Here is a 25,331-nt window from a genome sequence, read left to right on the forward strand (position 1 = left end):
TATAAGGGGGTTATTGCAGCTTAGGCCTCGTCGTGAGCCTCAATCATGAGTTGCACGCGTGCCTGCCCCTGGAAGCGGTCTGTCACTAGGCGATAGGCCAGTTTGGCCTTAGCTGGTAATGGCTGTGTCCGGTTGAACCAGACCCCTGTAAATGGTTTGCTAGCCAGTTGACCATCCCCAATCGGACGAAGCTGCAAGCGCAAATGTTTTTCTTTCATGAGGCTCTGCTGCCCAACCTCAAATTCCCCATAAAAAATGGGCTGAGGAAAACCTTGGCCCCAGATTTCTTCGGCAAGGAGATCCCCAGTTTCGGGTGTGAATTCAGATAGATCAAGCGAACCATCATGAACATGGCGACGTTCTAATAATTCATCGTTCAGTAATTCATTAGCTACCTGCTGAAACACCGCATCAAATTTTTCAAAATCCGCTTTTCTAATACTCAGACCTGCGGCCATGGCGTGGCCACCAAATTTGAGAATCAGACCCGGTTCACGTTTGAAAACAATGTCCAAGGCATCGCGTAGATGAAAACCTGTTAATGATCTGCCGGAGCCACGCAACTCTTCTCCGTTGGAGCCATCTGCGGGTGCGAAGACAATCGCGGGACGATTAAAGCGTTCTTTGAGGCGGGATGCAACGATACCAACTACGCCTTGATGCCATTCTGCATTCCAGAGGCAAATGCTTGAGCGATCAGCCATGGTGCCCGCCAATTGATCTTCAGCGAGGTGCGCGAGGGCGGCTTCTTGCATTCCGCCTTCGATCACGCGTCTCTCGCGATTGATGCGGTCTAGTTCATAAGCGAGCTCTACAGCCTCTTCAGGTTTATCGCTTAGCAATAAGCGAATGCCTAGAGTCATATCCGCTAAGCGCCCAGCAGCATTTAATCGAGGACCAATAGCGAAACCTAAGTCAAAAGTATTGGCCTTGCGAGGATCCCGCACCGCAGCCTGAAACAGTGCCTGCATACCTGCTTGCGATACTCCCGCACGAATGCGTTTCAAACCGTTGGAAACCAAGATACGGTTATTGCGATCAAGCTGTGCAACGTCTGCTACGGTACCTAAGGCTACGAGATCTAATAGATTCTCAATTTTGGGTTGAGTCTCAGCGGTAAATTTGCCGCGTTGACGAAGCTCTGCACGTAGAGCAACTAATAAATAAAACATCACGCCTACACCTGCGAGTGCTTTGCTCGGAAAGCTACAGCCAGGCTGATTGGGATTGACGATTGCAGTGGCTCTGGGCAGTCGATCGCCTGGTAGATGATGGTCAGTCACAATCACCTCCATCCCTAACTCGCGGGCTCGATCTACCCCGGCTTCGCTAGCAATGCCGTTATCCACTGTGATTAAATATTTGGGCTTGGGAGTTTGCTGGGCAGCTAGATCCACCACCTCTGGAGTTAATCCATAGCCCATCGTAAAACGGTTTGGTACTAAAAACTGAATTGGGGTATCTACTCCTCCCAGCATCTTTAAACCGCGGAGTGCAACGGCACATGCAGTGGCGCCATCGCAGTCATAGTCGGCAACCACCAGCATGGATTCTTTACGTTCGAGGATATCTGCGAGTAGGGTGGCAGTGCTGATGCAGTTTTTTAACTCTACTGGTGAGAGTAGTTGCTTGAGATCTAAAGAGAGTTCATCCGGTTTGTCAATGCCACGTGCTGCATACAGCCTGGACAGTAATGGATGTAGACCACTTTGTTGTAACCAACTGGCTGTGCGATCAGAGAAGGGGCGTCTAGAAAATACGCTCATGCTGAAATGATTTCTTGCCAGGTTAAGGCTTCTGATTTTTTCCAGAATGCCCACGATTTTTTGTTTAAGTCTTTAGTTGTGAGTATCCGGTGGCGAGCTTGGCCCTTGGGAAAGTCAATGATTTCAATTTCATCCAGCTTACTATTTAGAAGAGCTTGTCTCAGATTGCCCCAAATGTTCTCGGGGCGATTAATCCATGCAAAGGTATTTTTCAGATTTGAAAAATCAATTTCATCCTGCTGTGGAATTTCAAGATATTTGGCTAACCCAGCTAACAGGGGGTGATCCCCATATATCTGGTTTACGTTCTCAAGCAATGGAGGCGTCTGAATATCAGCCAGCTTGCCAATACCGCTAATCCACAGAGAATTAATGCTTGGATATCCGCGTTGTTCCCGTTCTTCGTTGACTGGATCAATGTGCCAGAGCATCTGAATTTCATTTTGGAGTTTGCGCCAGAATTTAGCAATGCCAACTTCGCTGGTATCGCGTGGCATCCACCAATCAATGTTGCGACCATGCGCCTGATCAATCGAGTGCGTTGCAAGGCTTGCAAATGGACCTGCTGGAATAAACCAATCACGCTGCCCTTGGAGCAAGATCTTGCTTCCAAAATCTTCTTCGATGAAGGGTAGGGCAACTTGTAGCAAGTTGGCAGATTCATTTGCTGTCAGATCAATCTGACTTTGGGTCATTAAGATTAAATGATCCCGGGTGGCGTGAAGGTGAACTGGCTGAAGACAGGCAATCGTTTCATTTGGGTTTACTGCTAAATCACTTTGACCCAATAGCAAGACTGAGGCAATGGGTAGCCGGTCTCCCAATAAGAAGCGTTCTTGTGGCAATCCACTTGGGGGCGCATTTTGCTCTAACCCATCATCAATAGCATCTTCCCCTGACACCATCAGGGTAAAGCGTCGCCAAGCGCTAGATCGGGGGCTTAAATTGGCAGTCATTCCCCTGATTTTAGGTGGCATTTACAGAATCCATCAGTTTGCTCGTTTAATTCACTAAACTGTAACTATGTTGAGACTTCCTATTGAGCTAGAAATTGGCCTACGCTACACCCGATCCAAGCGTCGAAAGACCGTGGGTAAGCGTGATGGCTTTCTTTCCTTTATTTCCGGAATCTCCACTGCAGGCATCGCTTTGGGTGTTGCTGCCCTGATTGTGGTGCTTTCAGTCATGAATGGCTTCCAAAAAGAGGTTCGTGACCGCATGCTGTCCGTACTCTCTCATGTCGAAATTACCGCCCCTGATGGTTTGGCGAATTGGGAGCCCATTGCTCTAAAGGTCGCTGCACAGCCTCACGTGGTGGGGGTTGCTCCCATGGTGAGCTCGCAAGGTTTGTTAAGTCGCGATAGTGTGATGCGTGGCGTTGCAATTCGTGGAGTGCTACCAAGTGAAGAGGGTAAGGTTTCTGATCTACCAAAGCAGTTTGTTGCCGGTAGTATTGAGGATCTCAAGCCGGGTACTTTTGGTGTTGCCCTAGGTGCGCAACTTGCCAATATTGTTGGTGCACGTGTTGGCGATCGAGTGAATTTAATTGTGCCAGAGAGCGACCTGACTCCTGCGGGTGCTATGCCCAGAATGCGAACGCTACAAGTTCTTGGAATTGTGGATAGCGGTCATTATGAATACGATAGTTCTTTAGCTATCATGCATTGGAAAGATGCTGCTGCTCTATTACGCTTGCAAGATCCATCTGGTTTACGAGTCAAGGTGGATGATATGCAACGTGCGCCAGAGATTGCTTCTGAGTTGGCCCAAGTTGTTCCACAAGCTTTGTGGGTTAGCGACTGGTCACGATCTAATCGCAATTGGTTTGCTGCTGTTCAAACTGAAAGAAAGATGATGTTCATCATTCTGACACTCATCATTGCTGTAGCTGCTTTCAATCTGGTGTCTACTTTGGTGATGACTGTGAATGAGAAGCAGGCTGATATTGCCATTTTGAGAACGATGGGTGCAAGCCCAGCCCTCATTCAGCGGATCTTCTTAGTCCAAGGCTTAGCGATTGGTTTGTTAGGCTCCCTCGCCGGTGTTGGCTTGGGGCTTCTCATTGCTTTAAATATTGACGTGATTGTTCCTGCAATTGAGGCGATCTTCCGCGTGCGCTTCTTGCCACGCGATGTGTACTTTATTAGTGAGCTGCCATCGGACGTTCGCTTGTCTGATGTGGTCACTGTCGGATTAATGGCTTTCGGCCTTTCTGTATTAGCCACCCTTTACCCAAGCAGACGAGCTGCCCAAGTGCAGCCTGCGGAGGCATTGCGCTATGAATAATGTAAAAAATGACTTAAATGCAGATGTCATTCTGAGTGCATCAGGTCTAGCAAAGACCTATGGTAAAGGACAGACAGCGGTTGATGTCCTTAAGGAAATTGATTTGCAAGTGAGCGCCTCTGAGAAGGTCGCTATCGTTGGTTCTTCTGGTTCAGGTAAAAGTACCTTGCTGCATTTATTGGGTGGTTTAGATACGCCAAGCTCAGGTACGGTCATTCTGGCTGGAGAGAATCTCCATAGATTACCAGCAAGTAAATTAGATCAACTGCGAAATCACACCCTAGGGTTTATTTATCAGTTCCATCATCTCTTGGATGAATTTAGTGCTGTTGAGAATGTGGCGCTACCTCTGCGTATTCGTGGATTGAGCAATGAAGAGTCTATGGAGCGTGCAAATATGATGTTGCACGCAGTTGGGCTATCAAAGCGAGTGCAGCATACTCCGGGTGAACTATCTGGCGGTGAGCGTCAACGTGTTGCGGTTGCCCGTGCTTTAGTAGGTAACCCTGCTTGCGTCTTAGCAGATGAGCCAACAGGCAATCTGGATACCGAAACTGCCGATGGTGTATTTGATTTAATGCTAGATATTGCACGTGAGCAGGGTACTGCTTTTGTGATCGTTACTCATGATCCGATTCGCGCTAAACGGTGTGACCGAATTTTGCATTTAGAGCGCGGAGTACTAAAGACCTTCGCCAAATGAGCGAAGTCAGTAAAGAACTCGCATGGGTTGATACCCATTGCCATGTAGATGCTCCGGAGTTCAAGGATGCTCTTCCAGAGATTATTTCAGGCGCAGCGAATAAAGGTGTTAAGGCTATTTTGCTTCCCACAGTTCAGGCTTCTGATTGGGATCAAGCTATAAATTTAGCAAACCAATATGGCAATCAAATACCAGGATTGGTTTATACGCTAGGCATTCATCCGCTGTATATCAATCGCGCACAAGAGAGTGATATCGATGCTCTTAAACATCAAATTGAGCGCTCGTTAGATGATCCTCGCTTTGTAGGTATTGGTGAGATTGGCTTAGATTATTTTGTTGAGGGACTCGATCCTCAGCGCCAAGAGTATTTCTTTCATGCGCAGCTCGATTTGGCCCAGCAATTCCATTTGCCAGTCATTTTGCATGTGTGCCGCTCACAAGATGCCATTCTCAAAGCGCTGCGCAAAAGAAAAGTGCCGGGCGGTATTGCGCATGCTTTTAATGGCAGCCATCAGCAAGCCGAGCAGTTTATCGAGCTGGGTTTTAAGCTGGGATTTGGTGGAGCCGCAACTTATGATCGAGCATTGCAGATTCGCCGCCTCTTGCACGAATTGCCTCTAGAGAGCATCGTTACTGAAACTGATGCGCCGGATATTCCGCCGGCCTGGCTCAAGGAGGAGGGTGGTCGCTTCAATGAGCCAGCTTTACTTCCCAGAATCGCTCAGCAACTAGCTGGCACTCGCGGGGTAAGTGAAGAAGTATTTTCAAAGGCAGTTTGGCAAAATGCCATGCAAGCATTACCCCGTTGGTCATCTCTAATGACTAACAACTCAAACCCACAATCCGCTTCTTAAGAGCTTGCGAATCAATATTGCGGCGTTTATCGCCGGGGGATCGCTTCTTCTTTTTTTGCCTGCTGTGCCAGAGTATTGGCGTTGGATATGTATAACTACTATCCTCATCTCCCTGTCTGGTATTTACATTAATTGTTCTTTCATGAAGTATTGCCATGCAAGTAGCGCATTACTAACTGCATGCTGTTTTACTTTTGGATTTGCTTGGAATGCGCAATACGCACAAAGTCGACTGGCTCATGTCCTTTCAATCGAGTATGAGGGAAAGGACTTTATTCTCCAGGGCAGAGTCAATGCTTTGCCGCAGAGCTCTCCTGGTGGCGCGAAGTTTTCATTTGAGGTAGATCGGGCATTTTTGGGTAAAGAATTAATTGAATCTTTTCCTCCGCAGGTGTATTTGAGTTGGCAGCCTGCATGGCGCAATCCACAAGATATTCCCCAAGTCATTCCAGGTCAGCGCTGGGAATTCAAAGTCAAAATTAAAAGACCTTATGGATCTCTCAATCCCTACACTTTTGATTTTGAACGTTGGTCTTTTCATCAAGACTTTGGTGCCAGTGGATCAGTTAGGTCGGGAAAGCTATTGCTCGAGAAAGATATCGGCTTTACTGAGTTCGCTCTAGCCATGGAGTATCAGCGTTGGAAATTAAGAGACAAGATTCAGCACCTGCTTTCGAGGGATGCGCGTTATGGTGGTGTGATTGCAGCGCTGGTGATGGGTGATCAAAATGCCATCGACCAAGAGGACTGGCGTGTATTTAATGCTACCGGTATTGGGCACCTCATCTCGATATCGGGGCTTCATGTCACGATGTTGGCTGGATTTGGTGCCATGCTTGCCAGATTTTTATGGCGTCGCAATACTCTGCCGCTATGGATTCCCGTGAGCAAGTTTGCAGCGGCGGTGGGATTTCTGACGGCATTTGTATATGCCTGGTTGGCTGGCTTTCAGATTCCAGCGCAGCGAACGATGTATATGGTGGGGGTGGTTGCATTTGCACTATGGTCCGGCAGAAATCCGCGATCGTTTGATATTTGGTGGTGGGCCCTATTGCTTGTTCTGCTGATTGATCCGATGGCGCCATACACGCCGGGATTCTGGCTCTCGTTTGGGGCGGTGGCGGCAATTTTGTATGCGATGCAGAATTCCGATGGCTTGTTAGGTTTACCCACTGGCAGGGAGTTGGAAGTTGACTGGCGTCATAGACTTACTCAGGCGCTAAGAGAGGCTTGTTGTGTGCAGGCGGTTGTCACTATTGCGCTCCTGCCATTGACCTTGTATTGGTTTTATCAAGTCTCGATAGTTTCCCCGCTAGCAAATGCTATTGCCATTCCCGTGGTGAGTTATATCGTGACGCCTCTGGCTATTGCCGGCGCTTTATTGCCTGACTTCATTGGTAAATGGCTGCTGATGCCAGCACATGCCACAATGGATTACTTGGCCATCATGCTGACTTGGATGGCGAATTGGAGATGGGCAATTGCTTGGTCTAGTCAGCCTGCTTGGTGGGCAATCGTGTTATCAACCTTTGGCATCATTATTGCGATTCGTCCTGGGTCTATACGAGAGAGTTGGGCATCAAGAGTTGGCGGCCTCATATTGTGTGCAACTTTGTTTGTTCAGCCAATTGCGAATTTCAATTTAGTGCAAGGCGAGTTTCGGGCGTCAGTACTCGATATCGGCCAGGGTACGGCAGTTCTCATCGAAACCAAAACTAAACGTTTGCTATACGACACTGGCCCTATTCAGGGAAAAGATAATGCTGGCCAAAGAATTATCCTACCCTACTTAAGAGGGTGGGGGATTGATCATATTGATCGGATGGTTATTAGTCATAGTGATAGTGACCACATAGGAGGAGCTGCTACCCTGCTTAAAGAAATTCACTTTGACTCGATGATGGGTTCTTTGCCGAGTACTAATCCATTGCTTACTAATTTAGAGGATAGAAAAATCCCCGCGATGCCTTGTCGATTTGGTCAGCAATGGTCATGGGATGGGGTGGACTTTCATATATGGCATCCGCATGAGCATACGATTTTTGAGGATCAGCACCCCAGAAAGCCTAATGAAGTGAGTTGTGTCTTAGAGGTGCGCAACTCAACAACTTCATTCTGGTTGACTGGTGATGTAGAAAAGCAGGGTGAGGCTGAAATTACTGAGCGCTTAACCCAAGCAGCCCTCAATCATTTGAAGGATAAAGCGTTGGTATTCATGGCGCCACATCACGGCAGCAAAACATCTTCATCTCAAGAGCTCTTATTAGCGCTTAGCCCTGACGAAGCATTTGCCCAAAACGGATATCGCAATCGTTACGGACATCCACATCCAACAGTTACTGCTCGATATCAAAGTATGGGTATTCCATTTCACCAAACACCAACTACTGGCGCACAGGTTTGGGAATTTCCAGCCAGACTCGATGTAAAGCAGGGTAGGCCACTATTTTGGAGGGCGGATAGTAATAGTCTTTGGCATCGAAAGTCTCAAAAAAGCGTAAACTGAGAGCATGAAGAAATTCGTCGCATTTCTATTTATCAGTCTCTTCGTCAGCCAAATCAATGCTGCGATGATGCCTGTCGATTTAAATGCTTCAAGCACCGTAGTAATGATCTCCTTGCATGATCATTGCCAAGAGGCAGGATCGGTCGGTAATACCGAGGGCGGCAAGATGAGTGGCAATACTAGTGCTACCCATTATTGCTGTGCGGTAGTTGCGATTCTGACTGCTTCACCTGAATTTTCTTCGGCCAAGCTGGTCGACGTGTACTTGCATGGCGATATTTCAACACCTGCATCTAATATTGCTGAGTCCATTTACAAGCCTCCCAGAAATTATCTGTAATCACTTTAGATTGTGGCATTTAGATGCCTTTTGATAATTTCCGTTTTGGAGAATAGTAATGAACATGACTCACTACATGGAGCTATTGGCTGACAATCAGCCTTGGAACCTCTTAATCTTTATGGCGATACCGATCGTGCTCGCTGAAACGTTAGCAATCACTGAACTGTATATCTTATTTACCCGAAAATTTGATGGCTTTATTTATCACTTGAATCGATTTTCAGGAACGACAGTTGGCCTATATTTTATTGGCATCATCGCCTATTTAATAACTACTGCGGTACTCCCGATTACCAAAAATGATGAATGGCGCACTGCTATAGACGTAATTGCAGTGGCTAGTTATTTGATCGGGGGCTTGCCTCTAATTTGGATAGCGTTGCAAGAGTTTGGTTTTGTGAATAAAACCATGGACCAAATGGGTAAACTGAAAATTCATGCTATCTGTGTCGCATTATTTTTAGTATTTGGGCACATCGCCATGATTGCCGGCATGCTTGATCCCTCCCTTTTGGGTTACAAGGGGGCAAGCACTCATCAAATGGGCAATACCAGCAATAGTGCTGACCATGAGTTCTGTCATCCTGAAATGCATGAGGATATGAAGGCTGCACATCAGCAAATGATGAATGGCAGAAATATGCCAAATGGTAATTTCAATAAAAAGCCGATCAACCCGCAAGGTCATGCACACTAAAAACAAGTAAAGAAATGTAAAAAACCGCCTTCGTGAACTGACCCCCAAAAGTTGGACCTTATGTCCAACCAAGGGGGTTTTGTTTTATGAGCAAATACAGTACGGAGTTCAAACTCCATGTTTTATGAGCAAATACAGTACGGAGTTCAAACTCCAAGTAGTTAATGAGTATTTAAAATTTGGCGGCCAAAAACGGGTTGCTTATTTGTTTAATATCGGTCACTCGGATGTTCGTAAGTGGTCTCTAGCCTATCAGGCACATGGTCTTTCTGGACTTAATCCTGGCCCCCAAATGCATACTGCGCAGTTCAAGATGCAAGTTCTGCAATATATGGCTAGGCACCACCTATCCGCTAGGTCAGCAGCAGCCCACTTCAATATTGCCTCTCCCAGCACGATTTGGGTATGGCAAAAACTCTACAATAAGGACGGTGTCATAGCTCTAAACCCCAAACCTACTGGACGACCATTGAAGTTCAAACCGAGCAATATCAAGGCGCTTCTCGCTAAGCCACTAACCGAGCTCACCCATGAGGAGTTACTGTGCAGAGCGCAGTATTTAGAGGTGGAGAACGCTTACCTAAAAAAGCTCGAAGCCTTAGCCCAGCAAAAACACTTGGCAAGCAAGAACAAACCCAAGTAATTACTGAGTTAAGGCAGCGGTACCCATTACAAGCCATATTGACTGCAGCTCAGATGCCTAGGAGCGTCTACTACTACCAGGTCAGTGTTGGTAGTAAACCCGATTCTTATCTGGACGCAAAAACCCAAATTAAGACCATCTTCCATACCCACAAGGGTCGCTACGGCTACCGGCGAGTACAGGCAGAGCTGGGGCGTCAGAACCATTACCTTAATCACAAGACAGTCCAAAAACTCATGACTCAGATGGGGATCAAGTCGACCGTTAGGCCCAAGCGTTACCAGTCTTACAAAGGGTCCGTTGGCAAAGTAGCCCCCAATCTACTGAATCGTCACTTTGCATCTAAAAAACCAAATGAAAAGTGGGTAACCGATGTCACGGAGTTCAATATCAAAGGTGAAAAGGTTTACCTCTCGCCTATCTTGGATCTTTATAACCAGGAGATTATCTCGTATGAGATTGCTGACAGGCCACAGATCCATATGGTGATGCAGATGCTCCAAAGCGCCTTTAAAAGACTGCGTAAAAGGATCGCCCAATGCTGCACTCTGATCAGGGCTGGCAATACCAAATGGGGTTTTATCAGGAGGCATTAAAAGAACAAGGTATTACCCAAAGCATGTCCAGGAAAGGCAACTGTCTAGATAACGCTGTCATGGAGAACTGGTTTGGGATTATGAAAACGGAGTTCTTCTACCAACAGAAGTTTGAGACTATCGAATTATTTAAAGCGCAACTAAGGGAATACATCCATTACTACAACCATGATCGGATCAAACAAAAACTGAAGGGATTGAGCCCGGTGCAATACCGAACTCAATCCCTCGTGCTAACGCTAAAAAATTACTCTTCCCAAGGAAAGCGTGCACGACTTAACTCTTCCATAATTTCACGCTTACTCTTGGCGGCTTTTGTTGAGCGATTGATTCCATGCTTTTCTTCACCCACCTTAAATGCATCGGTATCAGCGAGTGCGTTGTTGGGGTCCTTAGCTAAAGATGTTGGCTTTTCAGCCCCCACTTTTCCTAAATGCTCTGGATTGGATTTATCTGTCATGACTCATTTCCTTGATTGGGCTTGCTTTGATTAAAGCATTGAGTCGGGAGCAATGAAAGTGGGGGATTTGGAGTCATAAGGCTAATTCATTGGATGCCTTTAAACTCTTACCGGATCCCAAAAAAGCAAAAAGCCCTTAAAAATTAAGGGCTTAGTACTGAATTACTGGTTGCGGGGGCAGGATTTGAACCTACGACCTTCGGGTTATGAGCCCGACGAGCTGCCAGACTGCTCCACCCCGCGTCTGAAGCTGAGATTCTACCATTTTTTAAGGGTCTCTGTCGAGATATTCCTTTAAATAGAGCTTAAATAAGCGGTTTTGAGAGCTAAATATCACTCCCGAGTCAGGCTGCATAAGGAGTAACATATTGCCGTGCAACATCACCTTAAGGTTTTGAGATGTCCATTAGCAATCCAGAATTTTCTAGCTCTACACTTTTGAATCCGGTTGAGGTTCATGGATCAGGAGGCGAGCATAAAAAAAGCCTCGGCGTAATGATGCTTGCGGCAATTGGTGTGGTGTTTGGGGATATCGGTACTAGTCCACTCTATGCGCTGAAGGAATGTTTCGATCCCCATCATGGCATCGCATATACACCCGAGGCTCTCTTTGGCGTCATCTCCATGATGATCTGGGCCCTCATTTTGGTGGTGACGGTGAAGTACGTGCTATTCGTGATGCGTGCAGATAACAAAGGGGAGGGTGGTGTTCTCTCATTAATGGCCCTGGCTCTACGTTCATTTGATAGCAAGTCAAAGAGCTACTTCTTCTTCATGATCATAGGCATGTTGGGTGCATGTATGTTGCTGGGTGAATCTGTAATTACACCGGCAATTTCTGTTTTGTCTGCGGTTGAGGGTATTGAGATTGCTGCACCTGGACTACATAAATTTATTATTCCGATTTCATTGGTGATTTTGGTCGCCTTATTTGTAATTCAAAAATTTGGCACTGCTGCTGTTGGTAAGTTGTTTGGCCCAATCACTTTGGCATGGTTTTTAACTCTTGCTGCCTTGGGCATTATTAATATTGGCGATGCACCAGAGATTATTGCTGCATTCAATCCCTGGTATGCCGTCAACTTCATCATTCAGCACCCAACTACTGCTTATATCGTGATGGGTGCCGTGGTTTTGGTTGTTACTGGTGTCGAAGCTTTGTATTTGGATATGGGGCACTTCGGACGCACTCCAGTCCGCTATGCGTGGCTTCTTGTCGTACTGCCCAGCTTATTAATTAACTACCTAGGTCAAGGCGCTCTAGTTCTATCAAACCCAGAAGCGATTAAAAACCCATTCTATTTAATGGTGCCTGATTGGGCTTTGTGGCCAACAGTTGGGTTAGCAACGGCAGCTACTGTGATTGCCTCTCAGGCTGTCATCTCTGGTGCTTATTCACTAGTGAGTCAGGCTATCTTGCTTGGTTTTATGCCGCGCATGAACATTCAACATACTTCTGATTCTGAGCAGGGTCAGATTTACATCCCGATGGTGAACTGGGCATTGCTATTTATGGTGGTGGTCACCATCATTGAATTTAGGGAATCAGTTAATCTAGCGGCGGCTTACGGTATTTCTGTAACCTCAACTATGCTGATCACTACCATTCTATTGGCCGTAGTAATGTTCCGTGAGTGGAAGATGAACATCCTTCTAGTGAGTTTCATCACGATCGCCTTCTTCGTTGTTGACCTTGCTTTTTGGACTGCAAACTTAATTAAGATCAAGGATGGCGGCTGGTACCCATTAGCCCTTGGCTTGTTGTGTTTTACCTGTCTGATCACCTGGTTCAGAGGCCGTCAGATTCTGCGTCAGCGCGCAATGGAAGAGGGTATTCAGCTGGGCAGCTTCATTGAATCCTTGCTGAAGCACCCACCACATCGGGTTGAAGGTACCGCCGTGTTCCTCACAGCCCACGTTGATTACTTGCCAGTTTCCTTCTTGCATAACCTTAAGCACAACCATGTGCTACATGAGAGAGTCTTCTTTTTGAAGGTCAGCATTTGGGACGTGCCCTATGTCAGCGATGAAGAGCGCATCACCATGAAAGATCTTGGCGGCAATATCCATGTGGTACGCGCCATTTATGGATTTAAAGAAACTCCAGATATGGGTTCCATCATCGATGTGATCGAGAAAACCTTTGGTATGAAGTTTGAGTTAATGAATACTTCATTCTTCTTATCGCGCGATACGATCGTCCCATCAGCAATTCCGGGTATGGCGATGTGGCGTGAACGCCTGTTCTGTTGGATGTACCAAAACGCGGGTCGCCAATCTGACTTCTTCAAGATTCCTGCCAATCGTTTAGTTGAGCTCGGCGCAAAGGTAGAGATTTGAGAAAGCCTGTCACCTTGCGCTCTCTGTTCTCATTGGGAGTATTCCTACTGATTTGCTCCTTCAGTAGTTTGGTGCTTGCCACTCCTGCCGAAGAAGCGCAGTTAGAACAACTCGACAAGATTGAGGGCGAGCTGGAGTTGCAACGCGATTGGGCTAAATATCGCTGGGAGAAAAGCAACTCTGAGTGCTATCAAAAGTACTGGGTGAATAGCTGTCTGAAAGATGCTCGTGCAGAGTACCGCAAAGAGATTGACCCAATTCGTGTGCAGGAAGTGGAGTTACACGAAGTCCAGCGTAAATTGCGTGCCAGCATTAAAGATCAACGTGATGCCGCTAAGATCGCCGAACGCGCTTCTGCTGAAAAAGCTGCTGAGCGCTCAGCTAATCAAAAAGAATTTGAAGAGAAGCAAAAGGCGGCAGCTGCTCGTGCAGCCGATCTGGAGCAGCGCCGCAAAGATGCACCTAAGCGTGCTCAAGAAAATAAAGCGGGCACTCAGCTCGATTAACTGATTTTTACTGCTTCACTAATTTACTGGGTAATACTTTGGCCAAGATTAAAACAATCTATATCTGTCAGTCATGTGGTGGAACCTCTGCCAAGTGGCAAGGACAGTGCCCTTCATGTCAGGCGTGGAATACGCTGGAGGAGGGCTTGCCTGAGGTGAGCTCGAATACTCGTTTTCAAGGTCTAGCTCAGTCTCTCCCACGTCAAAAGCTCTCCGCTATTAGCGCGGAAGATCTCCCGCGCTTTAGTACTGGCGTAGAAGAATTTGATCGCGTACTAGGTGGTGGATTGGTTCCTGGCGGAGTTGTTTTATTGGGTGGTGATCCCGGCATTGGTAAATCCACGTTATTGTTGCAAGCGCTTGCTGAGATGAGTGCTGCAGGTATGAATGTTCTTTACAGTAGTGGTGAAGAGTCTGCTGCGCAAATCGCTTTACGTGCAAAGCGTATTGCATTGGATGCTCCCCAATTAGAGGTGCTGGCTGAGATACAGTTGGAAAAGCTCCTATCCATCATGGATACAGTGAAACCACAGGTTTTGGTGGTTGATTCTATTCAGACTTTGTATTCAGAAGTACTGAGCTCTGCTCCGGGCTCGGTGGCGCAAGTACGAGAGTGCGCTGCACAGTTAACTCGGGCTGCTAAATCCAGCGGTATCTGCGTCTTGATGGTGGGACATGTCACTAAAGATGGCCACTTAGCTGGACCTCGTGTGCTTGAGCATATTGTGGATACCGTTCTCTACTTTGAGGGCGATACCCACTCCTCATTTAGATTGGTGCGCTCCATTAAAAACCGTTTTGGCGCCGTAAATGAATTGGGTGTATTTGCCATGACAGAAAAAGGTCTACGTGGCGTTGCTAATCCCTCAGCCATTTTCCTATCCCAGCATGCCGAGATGGTGCCTGGTGCCTGCGTGCTGGTCACACAAGAGGGTACTCGTCCGCTCCTAGTAGAGATTCAGGCTTTGGTAGATACGGCGCATATTCCTAATCCACGCCGTTTAGCCGTTGGTTTGGAGCAGGCCCGTTTAGCGATGCTCCTAGCGGTATTGCATCGTCACGCAGGTGTCGCCTGCTTTGATCAAGATGTCTTTCTAAATGCAGTAGGTGGCGTAAAGATCTCAGAGCCAGCAGCTGACTTAGCAGTATTGTTGGCAATCCAATCTTCAATTCGGAATAAAGCACTACCTAAGGAATTGATCGTATTCGGAGAGGTTGGTTTGGCTGGGGAAATTCGTCCATGCCCACGTGGCCAAGAACGTTTGAAAGAAGCAGCCAAGCTAGGCTTTACTGTTGCCATTATTCCGAAGGCCAATATGCCGAAGGCAAAGATTCCGGGATTAAGCGTGATACCAGTAGAGCGAATTGATCAAGCTATTTCTGCGGCTGCAGAACTCAGTTAGAGCAATAAAAACTTAGCGCAAGTCTTCTGCTTGAATGAGTAGAACTTGCTCGTCACCTGCAGATACTTCCATCCAAATAACAGGAATCTGCGGAAACGCTTTTTTAAAGTGCTCATACTCATTGCCGATCTCAATCAGAATGGCGCCACGCTCAGATAGATAGTCGGGGGCGCCAGCAATAATCTTGCGGATGAGATCCATGCCGTCATAGCCACCAGCCAATGCAAGAGCAGGCTCTGCATGGTATTCAGCGGGAAGGGCATTCATGGAGTTGGTATTGACGTAAGGCGGGTTACAAATGATGAGATCAAAGAGATTGTCTTCATGGGGCTCTGGAAGGGCATCCCACAGATCACCCTCAAAAAGCTCTACTTGCGAAGTGAGGCCATGGCGATCAAGATTACGTGATGCCACCGCTAATGCAGGCAAGCTAATGTCACAAGCGCTGACATGAATATCGGGGCAAGCTAAGGCTAGCAAAATCGCTAGAGAGCCATTGCCGGTACAAAGGTCTAGAGCTTTGCCATCCGCTGGTAGCCAAGGCTCCAGTGAGCCATCAACGATTAACTCGGCAATCCAGGAGCGGGGAACAATACTTTGTTCGCTGGAGAAGAATGGCACACCCATTAACCAAGCTTCACCCAAAATATAGGCTAAGGGCTTGCGTGTGGAGATGCGGGTTTCTGTAACCTCAAACGCTTTGGCGATTTGTTTGTCACTGATGACTTGCTCTAAGTGATTTAGTGCATCAGTAGGGCTGAGATCTAGCTGTTTGCTGGCAATCCACAGCGCTTCGCTTTGGGCATCAATCGCACCATGACCATAGTGCAAATCCGCAGCTTCTAGTCGTTGCGCAATTTGATTAATACATTGATCAAGCGTCAGAGATTGCTGGGGCGCAGGGTCCATTAGGATTTTTTATAAGAAGTGTTTGACTAAACAGTCTTAAGCAACGAGGTGCTCGAGGGTCTTACGAAAGATATTTTTGAGTGGCACAACATCATCCACAATCACGCACTCATCAATTTTGTGACTTGTTGCGTTGAGTGGGCCGAACTCCACAACCTCTTTGCAGATCTTGGCAATAAAGCGACCGTCACTTGTGCCACCAGTGGTGGAGAGTTCTGTATCAATTTTGGTTTCAGCTTTAATGGCTTTGCGTAGAGCGCCAGCAAGGGCGCCATCACCAGTAATAAATGGACTGCCACCCAAGACCCAGTCAATCTCAAAGTCGAGACCAGCAGCAGTGAGAATTCCTTCTAGGCGGCTACGCAATTCTTCTGGCTTGCTCTCAGTAGAGAAGCGGAAGTTGAAATCAATTGCCAGTTCACCAGGAATGACATTATTCGCACCAGTGCCTGCATGAATGTTGGAAATCTGGAAGCTGGTGGGTTGGAAATACTGGTTACCTTTATCCCACTCAGTCTCAACTAGCGCTTGAATTGCTGGTGCTGAAATATGAATCGGGTTCTTGCCGAGGTGGGGGTAGGCGATATGTGCCTGTATGCCCTTAACTCGAAGCTTGCCTGAGAGTGATCCTCGGCGACCGTTCTTAATCATGTCACCCAATTGGTCGACTGAAGTTGGCTCGCCGATGACGCAATAATCTAAACGCTGCCCCTGCTTTTGCAAGCGCTCACACATGATGACAGTGCCATCGTTGGCTGGACCTTCTTCATCACTGGTGATCAAAAAGGCAATGGAGCCTTTGTGATTGGGATGGGTGATGACGAATTCTTCTGTTGCAACAACAAATGCTGCAAGCGAGGTTTTCATATCCGCAGCGCCACGACCGTAGAGCATGCCATCTCGAATAGTTGGAGTGAATGGATCATTGGTCCATTTTTCTAGTGGGCCAGTTGGCACAACGTCAGTGTGACCAGCAAACATCAAGACTTCACCTTGATCTCCGGCACTACCTTTTTTGATTGCCCACAGATTGGTGACCTGAAAACTCTCCGGGCCACTAATCACGCTCTCAGTATGAAAACCAATTGCCTGAAGGCGCTTGGCGATGAGCTCCTGACAGCCCCCGTCCGCTGGGGTTACCGAGCGGCAGGAGATGAGGGCTTCAGTTAACTCAAGGGTAGAGCTCATAGCTTTGGCTTAATCGCGCAAGAGTTCGTTAATTGCAGTCTTTGCTCTAGTTTGAGCATCAACCTTCTTTACGATGATCGCAGCGTACAGGCTATATTTACCGCAGGCAGAAGGCAGGGAGCCTGGCACTACAACAGAACCTGCTGGTACGCGACCGTAATGAATCTCACCGGTTTCGCGGTCATAAATCTTGGTGCTTTGACCAATGTATACGCCCATCGAGAGAACGGCATTTTCTTCAATAACCACGCCTTCAACGACCTCAGAACGGGCGCCAATAAAGCAGTTATCTTCAATAATCACTGGGCCAGCTTGGATTGGCTCTAAAACACCGCCAATGCCAACGCCACCAGAAAGATGAACGTTTTTACCGATTTGGGCACATGAACCTACCGTTGCCCAGGTGTCAACCATAGTGCCTTCACCAACATAGGCGCCAATATTGACATAGGAAGGCATTAAAACAGCGTTTTTGCCAATAAATGAGCCACGACGAGCCATTGCAGGGGGAACTACGCGGAAACCGCCATTGGCGAAGTCTTCGGCGGTGTAGTTCTCGAACTTGCTAGGTACCTTGTCGTAGAACTGTGTATAGCCACCAGCACCCATTGGCTTGTTGTCTTCTAGGCGGAAAGATAGCAAAACTGCCTTTTTAACCCACTGGTTCACTTCCCATTTGCCAACGCTACGGCGCTCAGCCACGCGAATACTGCCTGTATTGAGGCCCTCAAGTACGGCGTTCACGGCGTTACGGATTTCCCCAGAAACGGCCTCAGGAGACAGGTTTGCGCGGTTTTCCCAGGCTTGGTCGATGATGCTTTGTGGTGATTTGCTCATGCTTTTCAGTTAACTATCAGATTGTTAAGGGGTTTTGCCCCGGGATGTAGATTAATCATTATATCGGTGGGGCAAAAACCCGTGCGAGGAGCCCCAAGCTTGCTATCATCTTCCCACTTTAATAATAATTTTTACCCCCTTATTTAAACCCCTTTTTTCCCTGCAAAGTACGCCGTGCAACTGAAATCCATCAAACTTTCCGGCTTTAAGTCCTTCGTCGACCCAACCCATTTCGAAATGCCAGGTCAATTGATCGGTGTTGTGGGTCCTAACGGTTGCGGAAAGTCGAACATTATTGACGCTGTACGCTGGGTTTTGGGTGAGTCTCGCGCTAGTGAATTACGTGGCGAATCCATGCAGGACGTTATTTTTAATGGTTCTGGTTTGCGTAAACCATCTGGCCGTGCCAGCGTGGAACTCATTTTTGATAATTCAGAGGGGCGCGCTCAGAGTCAGTGGAGTGCTTTTACAGAATTAGGTATTAAACGCGTTTTGACACGTGACGGTAACTCTAGTTATTACGTTAATAACCAAGTGGTGCGCCGTAAAGACATTCAAGATATTTTCTTGGGTACCGGTATGGGCCCAAGAGGTTACGCCATTATTGGACAGGGCACGATCAACCGTATCTTGGAAGCAAAGCCAGAAGAGTTGCGTGTTTTCTTGGAAGAAGCGGCAGGTGTTTCTAAATATAAAGAGCGTCGTAAAGAAACCGCTTCCCGTCTTGAAGATACAAAAGAAAACTTAGTGCGCGTTGAAGATATTTTGCGTGAGCTTGATCAACAGCTTACCCGCTTAGAGAAGCAGGCAACCGTTGCTGAGCGTCATGCTGAACTGTCTACTGAGATGAAGTCGCAGCAACAGTTACTCTGGTTTGTACGTCAGACTGAGGCTGGCAAAGAGCAAGAGCGTCATGCCAATGGCATTCGTGATACTCAAGTAAGCCTGGAAGAGCAGACCGCAAAAATGCGTCACGCCGAAACTGAACTTGAAACTATGCGTACTGAACAGTACGCTCTGCAAGATAAGGTATCTCAGGCTCAGGGTGATTTGTACCAAACCAATGCTGATGTTAGTCAAGTAGAGTCACAGATTCGTTATGTGCAAGAAGCGCGTCAACGTCTGCAACAACAATCTCAAGATTTACTAGCTCAACTTCAACGTTGGACTGTTCAAGAAACGGATGCTGCGCAAGCACAACGTACCGCAGAACAAGAGCTCAGCTTAGCCGCAGAAAAAGAGCAAACATTAATCGCTGATTTATCTGGCTTGCAAGAGCAAATGCCGGCTCGCGAAGAAGCTTATCAAGTTCACGCACGCGAACTTAACGATGCTCGTGAAAACTTGGCAACGATTGATCAGCGCTTAGCTAGTTTGGGTGAGCGCGTTAAAGCTATCACCACCCAGGTTGAAGAACTCAAGGGGCGCGATACCCGTCTTGAGGCAGAGCTTACTGGTATGCGTAGACCCGATGCCGAAGCATTGCAAATGGCAATTGATCGTCATGCGATGGCACAGCGCAAAGTGGATGAAGCGAGACAGAAAGCAGGCGAGGCGCAGCAACGTGTCCCGGCTGCCGATGAAGCTCGTAACACTGCACAGCAACAAATTCAGTCAGCTAATCAAGAATTAGCTCAAACCGAAGCAAAGCTCACTGCATTAACTGCATTGCAAGCGAGTGTTCAGGCGCAAGGCAAGATTGGTCCATGGCTTGAGAGTAAAGGTTTAAAAGAGAGCAAACGTTTATGGCAAGAGCTCAAAGTGGAGAGTGGCTGGGAAGCGGCATTAGAGTCTGTATTGCGCGAGCGCTTAGCCGCCGTTACAGCGAAAAGCGTTCAAGAAACCTTAGCTTTAGCAAATGATGCCCCTCCAAGTCGTCTAGCAATTTTGTTAACAGAAGATATTTCTCCTGCGCACACTACTGTGCCGGCGGATTTCACACCACTGTTGACCCGCGTTCAGAGTGCGGGTGCGCCGCGTGTTGCTGCTGTATTGCAAGAGTGGTTGGATAACATCTACATAGCCAACAGTTTGGAGGATGCATTGCATCGCCGCGAGAAGTTACCTGCCGGCGGTGCTTTCGTTACCCAACAAGGTCACTTAGTCAGTCGTGTGGGTGTGCAATTATACGCAGCCGACTCAGAGCAGGCTGGCATGTTGGCACGCGCTCAAGAGATGGAAGGTCTCGAGAAGCAATTGCGTGCGCAGAAGTTAATTCAGAGTGAGTTGCAGGGCGAGTTAGATCAATGCGCTGCCAACTATCAGGCTGCCCACCAAGCTGCTGAGCAAACCCGCATTGCTGCAGAGCAAGCCGTACAAGAAGTGCATGGCTTTGAAGTGGAAAGAATGCAATTAACTCAAGCTGAAGAAAAGTACAGCCAACGTGCCGAACAAATTCAGGGGGAGTTAAGTGAGTTGCGCCAGCAAATGGAGCAATTGACTCAAACTCAAGAGCAATCAGCCGAAGAGTTTGCCCAGTCAGAAGAGTCTAAGCAAGGCTTGCAAGAGAATCTTACGATCGCTCAAGAAAAACTCGAATTAGCCACTCAAGAGCGCGATCGTCTCCGTGAAGCCTTGCGCTCATCAGAGATGTCAGCTCAAGAAGCAGCATTCGCAACCCGTTCTTTACAGCAACGCATTGCTGACTTGCAGCGCGATCAAAGTACTGCGCGTGTGCAGATCATGGAGATTCAGGATAAGCAGGCTACTTCTGAGCAAGAGCTTGAAACTCTCAGCGATGAAGAAGCGCAAGATAAGTTGCAAGGACTCTTGCTAGCCCGCAGTGCTCGCGAGGCAGCACTGGCTAATGCCCGTACTGAACAGGATGCTTTATTGCATCAATTGCGTGAAGCGGATGAAGTGCGCTTGCAGATTGAGCGCAGTCTTCAGCCAATGCGTGACAAGGTGGTGGATTTGCAGTTGCGTGAGCAGGCTGCCCGTTTGAACTTTGAGCAATTTGCAACTTTACTGTCAGACGCCGAAGCAGATTTAACTGCATTGGAAGCAAGCTTTAGTCCTGACCTTAAGGTAGGCGCTTTGCAAACCGAAGTAAATCGTCTCAACTCAGAAATTCAATCTTTGGGCCCAGTCAATATGGCCGCCTTAGATGAGCTCTCTAGCTCACGCGAGCGTAAGCAGTTCTTGGATGCGCAATCTGCTGACTTGAATGAAGCGATGCAGACTTTGACAGATGCGATTGCAAAGATCGATGCGGAAACTCGTGACCTCTTGCAGGGCACCTTTGATCAGGTTAATACCCATTTCGGCAAACTGTTCCCAGAGTTGTTTGGTGGTGGTCATGCAGAGTTGGTCATGACTGGTGAGGAGATTCTGGATGCCGGTGTGCAGGTGATGGCCCAGCCTCCAGGCAAGAAGAATAGCTCTATTTACCTCCTCTCTGGTGGCGAGAAGGCTTTGACTGCGATTGCTTTGGTCTTCTCCTTGTTCCTGCTCAATCCTGCACCGTTCTGCTTGCTCGATGAGGTTGATGCACCTTTGGATGATGCGAATACCTTGCGTTATGCGCAGATGGTTGCCAAAATGTCTAACAAGACACAATTTGTGTTCATCTCACATAACAAGATCACCATGGAAATCGCTCATCAGTTGATTGGTGTGACCATGCAAGAGCAGGGTGTATCTCGTATTGTGGCGGTGGATATTTCTTCTGCAGTATCTATGGTGGAGGCAGCTTAAGTGGATCTAGAGCAATTCATGACAATGCTAGGTTTGTCTGACTTGCAGTTTGCTTTGGCTGTTATTGGCCTGCTGATTCTTATCTCGGTAGCCGTACTGAATCTCAAATACGCTCGTGCTCGCCGTAAGGCAAAAGCTGCTAGCGAATATTCTGCCGAGAAGGGCTTCTCAAGAGAGCCTTCTTTTGGCCAAGGATTTGCCGAGACAGAAGAGCGTGCTGAGCCTACATTTGGTGATGTTAATTTCTCAACCCCCGCGATTCCAGAGAGCTTCTCAATTGACCCTCGCATTGATTGCGTTATTACTCTGCGTTTTGATGAGGGTATTAGTGGCGCTGAAATCTTAGAAGAAATCAATGCTTGGAATGACATTCCCGCAACTTCCACAGCCCGTTGGATGTGCGAGGGTCTAAACGCAGATGTTGATGCTGCTGAAGACTGGGAAGCTCTGCGCCCAGAAGCGTCTTATTCTGAGTTGCAGTTAGCAATTCAACTGGCGAGCCGCCGCGGCCCAATTGGCGTCTTAGAGTTATCTGATTTTTGCTCCCGTGCGCAAGCACTTGCAGAAACCCTGGGCTCCCAAATTGATATGCCAAGCGTGAATGCCATGCTCGAGAGCGCCAAAGAGCTCGATGTTATGGCGGCCGAAAGTGATATTCAATTAAGCATCAATGTTCTATTCGATGAGGCGAACCCTGGCGCCAACTTTGATGCCTTGATGCGCAAACGCGGTTTTAGACTTTCTCGCAATGGCCGTGCCTATGAGTTTTATAGCAATGGCACACTCATCTTTACCAGCGCAGAAATCGATCCCAATGCGCCTGTTAAGCAAGTAACCCTATTACTTGAAGTTCCTTTGGTATCACATGATGAACGTGCTTTCGAGCGCATGCTCGGTGAGGGCATTGAAATTTCTCAAGCTGCCCATGGTCGCTTGGTTGACGACAACGGTATTAATTTGACTGAAGCTGCGGTGATTAGTATTCGTCAGCACCTCGATGTCTTGTATGCCAATATTGAGAAGGGTGGCGTTCCGGCTGGCTCTTCTACTGCTAGCAGACTCTTTAGTTAAGGAACTCCTTTGTCGTCCTCTAGTCCGACAAATTTAGCGGATCGCTACGCATTCTTACAGGCTGAGTTAGCGTGCTTGGAGCATGCTTACTATGTCCTAGACAACCCCATAGTTCCTGATAGTGAGTACGACCGCCTATATCGAGAGCTAATTGAGATAGAGGCAAATCATCCTGAATGGATTACAGCTAACTCACTCTCGCAAAGAGTGGGTGGTGCCGCTCTCAAAGAATTTGATTCGGTTGCACATGCAGTGCCAATGCTTTCTTTAAACAATGCCTTTGAAGATGTCGAGCTAATAGCTTTTGACCGCCGCTGCCGTGAAGGTTTGCACGTCGACCAAGTGGATTACGCGGGCGAACTCAAATTTGATGGCCTAGCAATCTCACTGCGCTATGAGCATGGCTCATTAGTCAGAGCAGCCACTCGTGGCGATGGTGCTAGCGGTGAAGACGTTACAGCCAATATCAAAACCATTAGAGCTATTCCACTAAAGCTGACAGGTGAGAATATTCCAGCAGTATTGGAAGTACGTGGTGAAGTCTTTATGTATCTCAAAGACTTCCAGAAAATGAATCAGCAAGCCGCAGCCCAGGGTGAGAAAGAATTCGCCAACCCTCGTAATGCAGCTGCAGGTAGTTTGCGTCAACTCGATTCCAGGATCACCGCTAAAAGACCATTGTCATTCTTTGCTTATGGCTTGGGAGCACTAGAGCCGAACTCTTGGCTGCCCAAAACCCATGAAGAGCTTCTCAATGCATACGTAAAGCTGGGCTTGCCGGTTTGCACAGAGCGCCGTGTACTCAAATCCGTAGAAGAGATTTTGGCCTTTTATAACGAGGTTGGCGCCAAACGTGATGAACTTCCTTATGACATCGATGGCGTGGTCTATAAAGTTAATTCCTTTGCAGAGCAAGCCAAGCTGGGTTTTGTATCGAGGGCTCCACGCTTTGCTTTAGCCCATAAGTTCCCAGCGCAAGAAGCCTTAACTACCGTTCTCGGAATTGATGTACAAGTGGGACGCACTGGCGCCATCACTCCAGTCGCAAGACTTGCCCCGGTAGAAGTAGGTGGCGTCACCGTCACCAATGCCACCCTCCACAATGAAGACGAAGTGAAGCGTAAGGATGTACGCATTGGCGATACCGTTTCCGTCAGAAGAGCGGGGGATGTTATTCCCGAAGTGGTCTCTGTGCTCAAAGAGCGTCGCCCAGAAAACGCAACAGAATTTGTAATGCCAACAAATTGCCCTGTATGTGATTCACATATTGAGCGCTTGACTGATGAAGCGGTTGCACGTTGTAGCGGGGGCTTATTCTGCGGAGCACAGCGCAAGCAGGCATTAATTCATTTTGCCCACAGAAGAGCGTTGGATATTGAAGGTCTAGGCGAGAAGATCGTTGATCAATTAGTCGATCACAAGCTAGTCAGAACACCAGCTGATCTCTATCGCCTTGGCTTTACAGCTATTGCGAACCTGGAGCGCATGGGCGATAAGTCTGCAGATAACCTCATACAGGCAATCAATCAATCGAGAAACACCACGCTAGCGAGATTCATATTTGCATTGGGTATTCGTCATGTGGGCGAGACCACTGCTAAAGACTTGGCTAATCACTATCAATCCATGCACGCCTTAATGGATGCAAGCCTCGAAGACTTATTAACTGTAAAAGACATTGGCCCTGTAGTGGCAGACTCAATAACGAGCTTTATGGAAGAGGCCCACAACCGTGAAGTGATTGAGCAACTCTTAGCTTCAGGTATGCAGCTATATGTTGAGGAAAAAGTCATCAGCGCCGCCGTAGCGGGAAAAACCTTTGTACTTACAGGCACATTCCCGACCATGACAAGAGATGAAGCAAAAGACTTGCTCGAAAAAGCTGGTGCCAAAGTTGCCGGATCAGTCTCCAAGAAAACCGACTACGTGGTTGCAGGATCGGATGCTGGAAGTAAGTTGACTAAGGCAGAAGAGTTAGGCGTTCCGGTGATTGATGAGTCGGCTATGCTGGAGTTGTTGGCCTAGATCTCCGCCAATACGAGACCGTCTCTAGTTGCCTTCCTACCCCTTTCGCCAAGCCAATAGGTATTGCAAGGGTTTTTAGAGATACAACGCCTTTGTTACCAAAAACTTAGCGGGTTTGCTTGAGATGAGTCCCGTTGGATGATTGGCGACTCTGCAAACGTGCGGTTTCAATAGAAAAATCAGTATGTAGTATTCAAGGTTGGTATTGGGGTATTCGCGCTCCCAGTTGCCCGGTATCTTTTCTGACTTCAATAATTGGATTTTCTGGATTTTCATTTGAAAAGCCGATATAGCCCATTGGGATTACAACCTTTTTATTCCCAAGAGAAATCCAAGAGGCCCCCACATATGACCTCACATACGTTACATATTTAACATCTGTTGTTGGCTTAAGGATAATTTCAGCATCTGGTCCAGATAGTTCAATGGCTGAATTTCCTGTCACGATATTCAAAGTCTTGGAGCCAGCTTCAAAATCCTTTATTTGAACTCTGATTTT

The 25,331-nt window shown here is 47.5% G+C and carries 19 protein-coding genes, 1 tRNA gene and 1 pseudogene; 13 read left to right on the forward strand and 8 right to left on the reverse strand.

The genetic code is table 11. From position 1 onward, the window contains the following. Positions 1–20 precede the first annotated feature (20 nt). Both recJ and B7X71_RS00195 read right to left on the reverse strand, forming a co-directional pair. Positions 21–1,766, reverse strand: coding sequence for a single-stranded-DNA-specific exonuclease RecJ (gene recJ, locus B7X71_RS00190; RefSeq protein WP_293597905.1), 1,746 nt, complete (start codon positions 1,764–1,766; stop codon positions 21–23). Continuing rightward, a complete protein-coding gene (locus B7X71_RS00195) occupies positions 1,763–2,743 on the reverse strand; it encodes a hypothetical protein (protein WP_293600102.1) in 981 nt (326 codons plus the stop codon). The genes recJ and B7X71_RS00195 overlap by 4 nt, the downstream gene beginning before the upstream one ends. 49 nt (positions 2,744–2,792) lie before the next feature. Here B7X71_RS00195 and B7X71_RS00200 point away from each other — a divergent pair, with 49 nt between their 5' ends. The 7 genes and pseudogenes from B7X71_RS00200 to B7X71_RS00230 all read left to right on the forward strand — a co-directional run. Beyond that, positions 2,793–4,052, forward strand: coding sequence for a lipoprotein-releasing ABC transporter permease subunit (locus tag B7X71_RS00200; protein WP_293597911.1), 1,260 nt, complete (start codon positions 2,793–2,795; stop codon positions 4,050–4,052). Further along, entirely contained in the window at positions 4,045–4,755 is a 711-nt protein-coding gene (lolD, locus tag B7X71_RS00205; RefSeq protein ID WP_293597907.1) for a lipoprotein-releasing ABC transporter ATP-binding protein LolD, read from the forward strand. The genes B7X71_RS00200 and lolD overlap by 8 nt, the downstream gene beginning before the upstream one ends. Further along, complete coding sequence (locus B7X71_RS00210; protein WP_293597908.1) at positions 4,752–5,612, forward strand: TatD family hydrolase; 861 nt, start codon at positions 4,752–4,754, stop codon at positions 5,610–5,612. Before lolD ends, B7X71_RS00210 begins: the two co-directional genes overlap by 4 nt. Positions 5,613–5,676: 64 nt before the next feature. Continuing rightward, positions 5,677–8,118 (forward strand): DNA internalization-related competence protein ComEC/Rec2, encoded by a 2,442-nt coding sequence (locus B7X71_RS00215; RefSeq protein WP_293597912.1) that lies wholly within the window; start codon positions 5,677–5,679, stop codon positions 8,116–8,118. Positions 8,119–8,122: 4 nt separating this feature from the next. Then, the gene (locus B7X71_RS00220) at positions 8,123–8,458 is read left to right on the forward strand and encodes a hypothetical protein (RefSeq protein ID WP_293597909.1); all 336 of its coding nucleotides are present in this window, start codon (positions 8,123–8,125) and stop codon (positions 8,456–8,458) included. A gap of 58 nt (positions 8,459–8,516) precedes the next feature. Continuing rightward, positions 8,517–9,158, forward strand: coding sequence for a DUF6803 family protein (locus B7X71_RS00225; RefSeq protein WP_293597910.1), 642 nt, complete (start codon positions 8,517–8,519; stop codon positions 9,156–9,158). A 124-nt stretch (positions 9,159–9,282) separates the two neighbouring features. Then, positions 9,283–10,636, forward strand: a pseudogene (locus B7X71_RS00230) (IS3 family transposase); the annotation flags it as partial. A gap of 8 nt (positions 10,637–10,644) precedes the next feature. On the opposite strand, the gene B7X71_RS00235 reads toward B7X71_RS00230, so the two are convergent. Further along, on the reverse strand, positions 10,645–10,857 hold the full coding sequence (locus B7X71_RS00235; protein WP_293600104.1) for a hypothetical protein: 213 nt from the start codon (positions 10,855–10,857) through the stop codon (positions 10,645–10,647). 166 nt (positions 10,858–11,023) lie between these two features. Then, positions 11,024–11,100, reverse strand: a tRNA-Met gene (locus B7X71_RS00240). A gap of 255 nt (positions 11,101–11,355) precedes the next feature. Between B7X71_RS00240 and B7X71_RS00245 the strand changes: the two genes are divergently transcribed. The 3 genes from B7X71_RS00245 to radA are packed head-to-tail and all read left to right on the forward strand — an operon-like array spanning position 11,356 to position 15,106. Continuing rightward, positions 11,356–13,197 carry a potassium transporter Kup gene (locus B7X71_RS00245; RefSeq protein WP_293597701.1) on the forward strand — a complete coding sequence of 614 codons (1,842 nt, stop codon included), beginning with the start codon at positions 11,356–11,358 and terminating at the stop codon, positions 13,195–13,197. After that, positions 13,194–13,703, forward strand: coding sequence for a hypothetical protein (locus tag B7X71_RS00250; protein WP_293597692.1), 510 nt, complete (start codon positions 13,194–13,196; stop codon positions 13,701–13,703). Before B7X71_RS00245 ends, B7X71_RS00250 begins: the two co-directional genes overlap by 4 nt. Positions 13,704–13,741: 38 nt before the next feature. After that, positions 13,742–15,106, forward strand: coding sequence for a DNA repair protein RadA (radA, locus tag B7X71_RS00255; RefSeq protein WP_293597693.1), 1,365 nt, complete (start codon positions 13,742–13,744; stop codon positions 15,104–15,106). 12 nt (positions 15,107–15,118) lie between these two features. Here radA and prmB read toward each other — a convergent pair whose 3' ends face one another. Genes prmB through dapD form a run of 3 tightly spaced genes read right to left on the reverse strand, consistent with a single transcriptional unit; the run spans position 15,119 to position 18,040 of the window. Continuing rightward, complete coding sequence (prmB, locus tag B7X71_RS00260; RefSeq protein ID WP_293597694.1) at positions 15,119–16,015, reverse strand: 50S ribosomal protein L3 N(5)-glutamine methyltransferase; 897 nt, start codon at positions 16,013–16,015, stop codon at positions 15,119–15,121. A 36-nt stretch (positions 16,016–16,051) separates the two neighbouring features. Beyond that, on the reverse strand, positions 16,052–17,203 hold the full coding sequence (gene dapE, locus B7X71_RS00265) for a succinyl-diaminopimelate desuccinylase (protein WP_293597695.1): 1,152 nt from the start codon (positions 17,201–17,203) through the stop codon (positions 16,052–16,054). Between the two features lie 9 nt (positions 17,204–17,212). Then, positions 17,213–18,040 (reverse strand): 2,3,4,5-tetrahydropyridine-2,6-dicarboxylate N-succinyltransferase, encoded by an 828-nt coding sequence (dapD, locus tag B7X71_RS00270; RefSeq protein WP_215307856.1) that lies wholly within the window; start codon positions 18,038–18,040, stop codon positions 17,213–17,215. Positions 18,041–18,214: 174 nt separating this feature from the next. Here dapD and smc point away from each other — a divergent pair, with 174 nt between their 5' ends. The 3 genes from smc to ligA are packed head-to-tail and all read left to right on the forward strand — an operon-like array spanning position 18,215 to position 24,832. After that, positions 18,215–21,736: a chromosome segregation protein SMC gene (smc, locus tag B7X71_RS00275; RefSeq protein ID WP_293597696.1), complete on the forward strand. Its 3,522-nt coding sequence runs from the start codon at positions 18,215–18,217 to the stop codon at positions 21,734–21,736. A gap of 18 nt (positions 21,737–21,754) precedes the next feature. Then, complete coding sequence (locus B7X71_RS00280) at positions 21,755–22,807, forward strand: cell division protein ZipA C-terminal FtsZ-binding domain-containing protein (protein ID WP_293597697.1); 1,053 nt, start codon at positions 21,755–21,757, stop codon at positions 22,805–22,807. 9 nt (positions 22,808–22,816) lie between these two features. After that, on the forward strand, positions 22,817–24,832 hold the full coding sequence (gene ligA / locus B7X71_RS00285; protein ID WP_293597698.1) for an NAD-dependent DNA ligase LigA: 2,016 nt from the start codon (positions 22,817–22,819) through the stop codon (positions 24,830–24,832). 193 nt (positions 24,833–25,025) lie between these two features. Here ligA and B7X71_RS00290 read toward each other — a convergent pair. Next, the coding region (locus B7X71_RS00290; RefSeq protein WP_293600103.1) for a hypothetical protein at positions 25,026–25,331 on the reverse strand (306 nt) is incomplete at its 5' end.

Source organism: Polynucleobacter sp. 39-46-10, assembly GCF_002282275.1.

What these genes read in the sequence shown, in the direction of transcription:
- dapD (WP_215307856.1), bottom strand. Translation starts at nt 18,040, where the DNA reads ATGAGCAAATCACCACAAAGCATCATCGACCAAGCCTGGGAAAACCGC.
- dapE (WP_293597695.1), bottom strand. Translation starts at nt 17,203, where the DNA reads ATGAGCTCTACCCTTGAGTTAACTGAAGCCCTCATCTCCTGCCGCTCG.
- B7X71_RS00245 (WP_293597701.1), top strand. Translation starts at nt 11,356, where the DNA reads ATGCTTGCGGCAATTGGTGTGGTGTTTGGGGATATCGGTACTAGTCCA.
- lolD (WP_293597907.1), top strand. Translation starts at nt 4,045, where the DNA reads ATGAATAATGTAAAAAATGACTTAAATGCAGATGTCATTCTGAGTGCA.
- B7X71_RS00280 (WP_293597697.1), top strand. Translation starts at nt 21,755, where the DNA reads ATGACAATGCTAGGTTTGTCTGACTTGCAGTTTGCTTTGGCTGTTATT.
- B7X71_RS00225 (WP_293597910.1), top strand. Translation starts at nt 8,517, where the DNA reads ATGAACATGACTCACTACATGGAGCTATTGGCTGACAATCAGCCTTGG.
- B7X71_RS00195 (WP_293600102.1), bottom strand. Translation starts at nt 2,743, where the DNA reads ATGCCACCTAAAATCAGGGGAATGACTGCCAATTTAAGCCCCCGATCT.
- prmB (WP_293597694.1), bottom strand. Translation starts at nt 16,015, where the DNA reads ATGGACCCTGCGCCCCAGCAATCTCTGACGCTTGATCAATGTATTAAT.
- B7X71_RS00220 (WP_293597909.1), top strand. Translation starts at nt 8,123, where the DNA reads ATGAAGAAATTCGTCGCATTTCTATTTATCAGTCTCTTCGTCAGCCAA.
- B7X71_RS00235 (WP_293600104.1), bottom strand. Translation starts at nt 10,857, where the DNA reads ATGACAGATAAATCCAATCCAGAGCATTTAGGAAAAGTGGGGGCTGAA.
- recJ (WP_293597905.1), bottom strand. Translation starts at nt 1,766, where the DNA reads ATGAGCGTATTTTCTAGACGCCCCTTCTCTGATCGCACAGCCAGTTGG.
- B7X71_RS00210 (WP_293597908.1), top strand. Translation starts at nt 4,752, where the DNA reads ATGAGCGAAGTCAGTAAAGAACTCGCATGGGTTGATACCCATTGCCAT.